The organism is Nocardioides sp. IC4_145 (genome assembly GCF_011250565.1).
Classification (GTDB): Bacteria; Actinomycetota; Actinomycetes; order Propionibacteriales; family Nocardioidaceae; genus Nocardioides.
The window spans coordinates 52,840-59,796 of sequence record NZ_JAANMS010000028.1; the positions used below are offsets into that span (position 1 = coordinate 52,840).

The 6,957-nt window shown below is 72.7% G+C and carries 8 protein-coding genes and 1 other RNA gene; 1 reads left to right on the forward strand and 8 read right to left on the reverse strand.

Features of this window, described 5'->3' with window-relative positions; all coding sequences use genetic code 11:
* Positions 1 to 30: 30 nt before the first annotated feature.
* The 8 genes from ssrA to ftsE all read right to left on the reverse strand — a co-directional run bounded on the left by ssrA (position 31) and on the right by ftsE (position 6,186).
* Positions 31 to 401, reverse strand: a transfer-messenger RNA (tmRNA) gene (gene ssrA / locus G6553_RS12930).
* A gap of 90 nt (positions 402 to 491) precedes the next feature.
* The gene (locus G6553_RS12935) at positions 492 to 1,133 is read right to left on the reverse strand and encodes a maleylpyruvate isomerase family mycothiol-dependent enzyme (RefSeq protein ID WP_166193416.1); all 642 of its coding nucleotides are present in this window, start codon (positions 1,131 to 1,133) and stop codon (positions 492 to 494) included.
* A gap of 78 nt (positions 1,134 to 1,211) precedes the next feature.
* Positions 1,212 to 1,712: a hypothetical protein gene (locus tag G6553_RS12940; protein WP_166193418.1), complete on the reverse strand. Its 501-nt coding sequence runs from the start codon at positions 1,710 to 1,712 to the stop codon at positions 1,212 to 1,214.
* Positions 1,709 to 2,629, reverse strand: a complete 921-nt coding sequence (locus G6553_RS12945) for an amidohydrolase family protein (RefSeq protein WP_166193421.1) — start codon at positions 2,627 to 2,629, stop codon at positions 1,709 to 1,711. The genes G6553_RS12940 and G6553_RS12945 overlap by 4 nt, the downstream gene beginning before the upstream one ends.
* Positions 2,622 to 3,101 (reverse strand): SsrA-binding protein SmpB, encoded by a 480-nt coding sequence (smpB, locus tag G6553_RS12950; protein WP_166193424.1) that lies wholly within the window; start codon positions 3,099 to 3,101, stop codon positions 2,622 to 2,624. The genes G6553_RS12945 and smpB overlap by 8 nt, the downstream gene beginning before the upstream one ends.
* Before the next feature lie 45 nt (positions 3,102 to 3,146).
* The gene (locus tag G6553_RS22180) at positions 3,147 to 4,409 is read right to left on the reverse strand and encodes a M23 family metallopeptidase (protein ID WP_166193427.1); all 1,263 of its coding nucleotides are present in this window, start codon (positions 4,407 to 4,409) and stop codon (positions 3,147 to 3,149) included.
* A gap of 101 nt (positions 4,410 to 4,510) precedes the next feature.
* Positions 4,511 to 5,422 (reverse strand): permease-like cell division protein FtsX, encoded by a 912-nt coding sequence (ftsX, locus tag G6553_RS12960; RefSeq protein WP_166193430.1) that lies wholly within the window; start codon positions 5,420 to 5,422, stop codon positions 4,511 to 4,513.
* 74 nt (positions 5,423 to 5,496) lie between these two features.
* Entirely contained in the window at positions 5,497 to 6,186 is a 690-nt protein-coding gene (gene ftsE / locus G6553_RS12965; RefSeq protein ID WP_166193433.1) for a cell division ATP-binding protein FtsE, read from the reverse strand.
* A gap of 71 nt (positions 6,187 to 6,257) precedes the next feature.
* On the opposite strand from ftsE, the gene G6553_RS12970 reads away from it, so the two are divergent.
* Complete coding sequence (locus G6553_RS12970; RefSeq protein ID WP_166193436.1) at positions 6,258 to 6,926, forward strand: hypothetical protein; 669 nt, start codon at positions 6,258 to 6,260, stop codon at positions 6,924 to 6,926.
* The last annotated feature ends 31 nt before the right edge of the window (positions 6,927 to 6,957 follow it).

Sequence of the window (6,957 nt, forward strand, 5' to 3'; positions counted from 1 at the left end):
GCGGCTCTCGCACAAGAGGGCTGGGCTGGCTGGTGGAGCTGGCGGGAATCGAACCCGCGTCCTCGAGCGTCGAACCAGGTCTTCTCCGGGTGCAGTCCGTGATGTCGCTTTTCTCGGCCCCGGGGCTCGCACGGACACGTCCCCGACAGGCTCAGTCACGGAATAGTCCCGCTCACCCTCCGTGACCCGGAGTGAGCAGCAAGTCTCCTAGATGACGTCAGGGTCCGGGACGGAGACGGATGCCCGGTCTGACGCTTCGATCACCGCTCAGGCGGCGAGAGCGAAGGAACTGCGCTTAGCGTTGGCAGTTATTGGTTTCCAGCGATCGTTTACGAGATGACGCTGGCTCCTCGACCCGCTTCCCCTGGGACTAACGTCCCAAGTCGAAACCGATCAGCCCCTCTTGAGTTGTCCTGCACGGAGCAGTCTACGGGTCCAACCACGGCGGTCGCATCCTTGTTCCCTCCCTGTCGCCCGTCCCCGGCGCGCGCTCAGGCCTCCACCCAGGTGCGCACGGCGTCGACGCCTGGACCGCCGAGCCACCCGGCGAGGGCCGGGCGTCCGGCGAGGACCGAGCCCAGGGCTGCGGCGGGGCCGTGCACCTCGGGACCGCTGCCGTGCTGCCAGCCGAGGTCGGTGGCGCGGTACGTCGCCTGCGGGAAGCCGCGCCGCAGCACGCCGAGCATCGGCGTGCGGCTCACCAGGAAGTCGAGCACCGGGCCCCACGCGTCCGGGGGCCGGTCGACCACGAGGCCGAGCGGCACCGCCACGTCGAGGCGATGGACCATGACGTCGGTCAGCGGGGCGCGTGGACCCATGCCGGGCGGCGCGAAGCGCGCGTCGGCGAGCGCGCGGAACCGGGAGACGAGCTCGGCGGCCGAGCGCACGGCGTACTGCTCGGCCAGCACCTCCGTGACGCGGCTGGGGACGCCGCGGCCGCGGACGGCGGCGGCCAGCTTGGCGCCGACGCCGGCGTCCTGTGCGCTGACCAGGTGGGCGACGACCGCGTGCACGGTCCAGGCCGGGCAGAGGCTGGGGGTCGCCCACTGCGCTGGCGTCAACGTGTCGAGCAGGTCGGCGAACGCCGTCCGCTCGGCGGCGATGGTCGTCCACAGCCGGGCCGTCCCGTCCATGCCCCCACCGTGCCGCCGGGTGCCGGCCGGCGCATCCCCCATCCTGCTCATCTCCCCCGGCGGGCGCGGGACGGGCGGTCAGCCCGCCCGGACCCCGTGGGCCTGGGCGGCCGCGACGAACTGCGTGGCGTACCCCGCCTCGCGGAAGTCCTTCATCGAGTTCCTCGTGTAGCGGTTGATGTGCTCGCGGCTGACGTTGCAGGCCACCTCGCCCATCGGCCCGTGGAGGCGCAGCGCCGCGACCGCGAACGGACCGACCCCCTGGCGCCGCACCCAGACCTCGGCGCAGGCCACGTCCCACTGCGGCACCGTCGCGCCGTCGGGCGTGTAGGCCAGCCGCCCGTCGGCGAGGGTGAGGGTGCCGAACGTCGACCCGAGGGTGCCGCCCATCCGGCCGAACACGCTGGAGTCGAGCACCTGCACGTTCCAGGTGCTCGGGAGCGCCACCCACCCGTCCGGTCCCTGCGCGATGACCGGCGCGGCTCGGCGCGCCCGGCTGAGGACGACGACGGTCACGACGACGATGCCCACCACGAGGACCATCGGCAGGGCGAGGACCAGCAGGAACAGCAGCGTCATCGTCGCTCCGTGCCGAGGAGCCGGGCGCCGTTGTGCCAGCAGACGTCGCGCAGCCAGTCGTCGCCCAGGTCGAGGTCGGCGAGACCGTCGAGCTGGTGGCGGTAGGGGTACGGGATGGTCGGGAAGTCGCTGCCGAGCAGCACCTTCGGCTGCAGGTCGCGCAGGCGCGGGACGAGGTCGTCCGGGTAGGTCGCCGGGAAGAAGTCGGTGAAGACCATCGTCGTGTCGAGGCACACCCGCTCGTGGGTCTCGGCCAGCTCGAGGAAGTCGCCGAACTCCGGCGCCCCCATGTGGGCGACCACCAGCGCCAGCCGCGGGTGCCGGGTGAGCACGCGTCGGGTGGACTCGGGACCGGTGTACGCGTTCGGGACCGGCCCGGACCCCGCGTGCACCACCACCGGCGTGCCCGCGTCCTCCAGCACGCCCCAGACCGGTGCGAGCAGCGGGTCGTCGAGGTGGAACTCCCCCACCTGCAGGTGCAGCTTGAAGATCTCGGTGCCCGCCTCGATCGCGCCGGCGACGTACGCCGCGGCGCCCTCCTCGGGGTAGAACGTCGCCGACCTCAGGCTCTCCGGCACGCGGTCGGCGAAGCCCGCGGCCCACTCGTTGAGGTACGTCGCCACGCCGGGCTTGTGGGCGTACGGCAGCGCCGAGAAGCGGCGTACGCCCATCGCGCGCAGCAGGGCGACCCGGTCCTCGACGCTGGTGCGGTAGCGGATCGGCCACTCGCGGCCGAGCTTCGGGCCGGCGCTGTCGAAGACCGTCCACACCGCGCGCTGGATCGGCGGCGGCAGGAAGTGCACGTGCACGTCGAAGAGCCCGGGCAGGCCGAGCTGCTCCCAGAACGCCACCACCTCGGGTGCGTCGCCGCTGCGGTCGAGCGGCTGCTCCGCCCCGAGCGGGGCCGGCTCAGTCACGCATGCCCTTCAGGTAGCGGCCGACGGCCTGCTCCTTCTCCCGGTTGGCGGTGCGCTCGGCGATGGAGTTCCGCTTGTCCCAGGACTTCTTGCCCTTGGCGAGGCCGATCTCGATCTTCGCGCGGCCGTCCTTGAAGTAGAGGGCCAGCGGCACGACCGTCAGGCCCTTCTCGTTGACGCGGCGCTCGATCTTGTCGATCTCCATGCGGTGCAGCAACAGCTTGCGCTTCCGACGGGCGGAGTGGTTGGTCCAGGTGCCCTGCGAGTACTCCGGGATGTGCACGCCGTGCAGCCACGCCTCGCCGCGGTCGATGTCCACGAACCCGTCGACCAGCGACGCGCGCCCCTGCCGCAGCGACTTCACCTCGGTGCCCTGCAGCACCAGCCCCGCCTCGAAGGTGTCCTCGATGGCGTAGTCGTGTCGCGCCTTCTTGTTCTGCGCGATCATCTTCTGGCCCTGCTCCTTCGGCATCCTCCTAGTCTCCCAGAGGTCCGCAACGCGGTTGCCGGGGCGGGCTCAGAAGAAGGCCATCGGGTTGGTCGAGGACCCGTTGGCGAGGATCGTGAAGTGCAGGTGGCAGCCGGTGGACCAGCCGGTGGAGCCGACGTAGCCGACGACCTGGCCGCGCTCGACGCGGTCGCCGGGCCCGACGACGTACCGGGTGGCGTGGTTGTAGACGGCCGTGACGAGGCGGCCGTTGACCTGCCCGACGTTGAGGTAGAGCCGGTGGCCGTAGACCGAGGAGTAGTAGCGGGTCATCACGGTGCCGGAGGAGACGGCGTACATCGGGGTGCCGCAGGCGGCGCCGAAGTCGGTGCCGTCGTGCAGGCCCCAGTAGTGGTAGATCGGGTGCTCGCGGTAGCCGTAGGGCGACGTCACGACGCCGTCGGTCGGGCGCATGAGCAGGCCGTCGGTGGTGCCGCGGTAGCCGCGGTGCTTCAAACGCGCGCGGCGCGCCTGCTCGAGGATGCGCTGCTTGATGCGGCGCTCCTTGGCCTTGAGCCGGTCGAGCACGGCCTTGTCCTGGGCGCGGGCGCGGGTGGCGGCCTGCTGGGCGGTACGCCGGTCGGCGACGAGGGCGCGCACCTTGCCGGCCGCGGCGCGGGTCTCGGCGTGGAGCACCTGCATCGTCTCGAGGTGCTCGGCGGCGTCGGCGCGCTGGCCGGCGACCTCGTTGGTGGCGTCCTCGACGTTGTTCTCGCGGACGCCCAGCAGGACCTCGGCGGCGTGGAGGTCGTCGTACGCCCGGGTCTCGCGGCCGACCATGACGTCCTGCGCGGCCATCCGGCGCGTGAGGTCCTCGGGGGTCTGCGCGTCGAGGATCGAGGCGAAGGCGAGCAGCTCGGGGTCGCCCTGCTCGTAGATCGAGGTGATGGTGTCGGTGACCCGGCCCCGCTGGACCTCGAGGGCCTCCTGGCCGTCGGCGAGCGCGGCCCGGGCCTTCTCCAGCCGCGCCTCGGCGGCGTCGAGCTTGTCCTGCATCCGCTCGTCGAGCCGGCGCGCGGCACCGAGGCGGGTGCGCGCGTCGGCCAGCTCGGCCTTGGCCGCGGTCAGCTGCTCCTTCGCGGCGGCAAGGCGGCCGGCCGCCTTGCGCAGCCGGGCGCTGGAGTGCTCGAGGTCGTCCTCGGCGTGCTCGAGGTGCTTCTGGACCTTCTTCTGCTGGTCCTTCAGGTCGTCCTCGGCACCGGCGAGGGGGACGGCGAGCGCGCCGACGGCGACGGTGCAGGCGAGGGTCGCTGCGGCCAGTCGGCGGCGGGCGGCACGGGGGAAGAGGCGCACCGGGTCTGCCTTCGTCTTCGGCGGTTCAGGGCAAGGTCGGTCGGGACAGGTGTGACGGGTGGTGCCGCTGTGACACCAGGGACGACCGTATGCGCCGCGGCTCAGACTTTGAGGTATTTGCGGGTCAGCAGGAGTGTCGGCAGCAGCGTCAGCACCGGGCCGAGCACGCCGATCGCCAGCACGGTGGTGGTGTACTCCGGCAGGCCGATCCACGGCATGAACGTCAGGCCGGTCGCGGCCCGCTCGTGGATGCCGAACCACATGAACGCGCCCAGGGCGCCGGCCGCGAGCGCGACGCCCACGACCGCGGTGACGATCGCCTCGAGGAGGAACGGCAGCGCGATGTAGAGCGTCGAGGCGCCGACGAGCCGCATGATGCCGATCTCCCGGCGACGCGCCAGGGCGGCGAGGCGGATGGTGTTGGCCACGAGCATCAGCGCCGCGAGCACGAGGAACGCCGCCGTGCCCCACGCGCCGTACTTCAGCGCGGTGATCGAGCCGTAGATCGGCTGCAGCACCTCGCGCGCGTCGCGGATCGACGACACCCCGGGCAGCCCCTGCACGGCGCTGGTGATCCCCTCGAACTCGTTGGGGTCCTCGAGCGTGATCCACACCGACTGCGGCATGTCGTCGACGGTGGCGGCGGGGTTGGGGCCCTCGAACCGCTCGGGACCGAGGAGCTCCTTGATCTTCTCGAAGGCCTCCTCCTTGGTCTCGAAGTAGTGGCTCGCCGCCTCGGGGTTCTCCTCGACCGCCGCGGCGATGGCCTCCTTCTGCGGCTCGGTGACCTCGCTGGTGCAGCGCGGGTTGTCGTCGTCGTCCTTGCACAGCCAGACGGTGATCTGCAGCTGCGAGCCCCACTGGTCGGCGGCCTTGTCGGCCTGCTGGTTCAGCAGCAGCCCGAGGCCGACGAGGGTGAGCGAGACGAACAGGGTCAGGACGACCGCGATGTGCATCGACACGTTGCGGCGCAGGCCCTGGCCGAGCTCGGTGAAGACGTAGCGAAGCTGCATGAGGAGGGAGCGCTCTCTGGGTGTGGGTACGACGGGTGGCCGGCGTCGCCGGCGGGTGCCGGCGGGCGGGTCGGCTAGTGCTGGAAGCCGTAGGCCCCGCGGGCCTGGTCGCGGACGACCCGGCCGTCCTCGAGCTCGATGACGCGCTTGCGCATCTGGTCGACGATGCCGTGGTCGTGCGTGGCCATGACGACGGTCGTGCCGGTGCGGTTGATCCGGTCCAGCAGCTTCATGATCCCGACCGAGGTGGCCGGGTCGAGGTTGCCGGTCGGCTCGTCGGCGATGAGGATCATCGGCCGGTTGACGAACGCCCGGGCGATCGCGACCCGCTGCTGCTCGCCGCCGGAGAGCTCGTCGGGCATCCGGTCGGCCTTGCCCTCCAGGCCCACCAGCTCCAGCGTCTCGGGCACCAGCGAGCGGATCTCGCTGCGCGAGCGGCCGATGACCTGCAGCGCGAAGGCGACGTTCTCCCCCACCGACTTGTTCGGCAGCAGCCGGAAGTCCTGGAAGACGGTGCCGATCTGGCGACGCAGCCGCGGCACCTTCCAGCCGGCGAGCCGGTTGATCTCCTTGCCGGCGACGTAGACCCGGCCGGAGGTCGGCCGCGCCTCGCGCAGCACCAGCCGCAGCGCGGTGGACTTGCCCGAGCCGGACTGGCCGACGAGGAAGACGAACTCACCCTTCTCGACGTCCACCGACACCTGGTCCAGGGCCGGGCTGCCCGAGCCGGGGTAGGTCTTGGTGACCTTCTCGAAGCGAATCACCCGGGAGACGGTACGCGAGCGACCCCACCGCCCTCCGGACCGGCGACGCGTGCCTCACTACGGTGTGGGCCATGCCATCGAGGTCGCGCGTGCTGCTCGCCAGCGCCGCCGCCACGGCCGCCGTGGTCGCCGTCGGGATCGGCGTCACCGGCTCCGACGAGGGCTCGGCGCCGCCGCCCGACCGCGGTCCCGCGGCCGTCGCCGAGCCGCCGGCCGGCCTGGCGGAGATGGAGACCCGGGGGCTCGCCGCGCTCCGGGCGCCGTTCTGCGCCGGGATCGCGCGCGAGTCGGTCGAGGACGCGCTCGGCGCCGAGGCCACGCGCGCGGAGGCCTACGAGAACGGTGAGACCGCGGCGCTGACCCCGCAGGTCACCGACGTCGCCCACGAGCACGGCTGCCTCTGGACCGACGGCCGTACGACGGCGCGCGGGTGGGTCTTCGCGCCGCCGGTGACCCCCGGGCGGGCCCGAGGGCTGGCCGACTCCGCGGCGGCCGGCCGCGGCTGCTCGCGCGTGCCGGACGCGGCGGCCCTCGGCGAGCCCGGCGTGGCCCTCGTCTGCGAGCGCGGAGGCGTCCGCGAGGCGTCGTACCGCGGGCTGCTCGGCGACGCCTGGCTGGTGTGCTCGACCACCGCTCCGCGCGCGCTGGAGCGCCCCGAGCACCTCGACCGCACCAGCCGCTGGTGCGCGGCCGTCGTCACCGCCGCGACCGGAGCCACCGGCACGACCGGCACCGGCTGACCCGGCTCGGACGGGCCATCTCCCCCGCCGG

Excerpts from the sequence above, each read along its gene's own strand:
- ftsX (WP_166193430.1), bottom strand. The coding sequence starts at position 5,422 with ATGCAGCTTCGCTACGTCTTCACCGAGCTCGGCCAGGGCCTGCGCCGC.
- G6553_RS12940 (WP_166193418.1), bottom strand. The coding sequence starts at position 1,712 with ATGACGCTGCTGTTCCTGCTGGTCCTCGCCCTGCCGATGGTCCTCGTG.
- G6553_RS12935 (WP_166193416.1), bottom strand. The coding sequence starts at position 1,133 with ATGGACGGGACGGCCCGGCTGTGGACGACCATCGCCGCCGAGCGGACG.
- G6553_RS12970 (WP_166193436.1), top strand. The coding sequence starts at position 6,258 with ATGCCATCGAGGTCGCGCGTGCTGCTCGCCAGCGCCGCCGCCACGGCC.
- smpB (WP_166193424.1), bottom strand. The coding sequence starts at position 3,101 with ATGCCGAAGGAGCAGGGCCAGAAGATGATCGCGCAGAACAAGAAGGCG.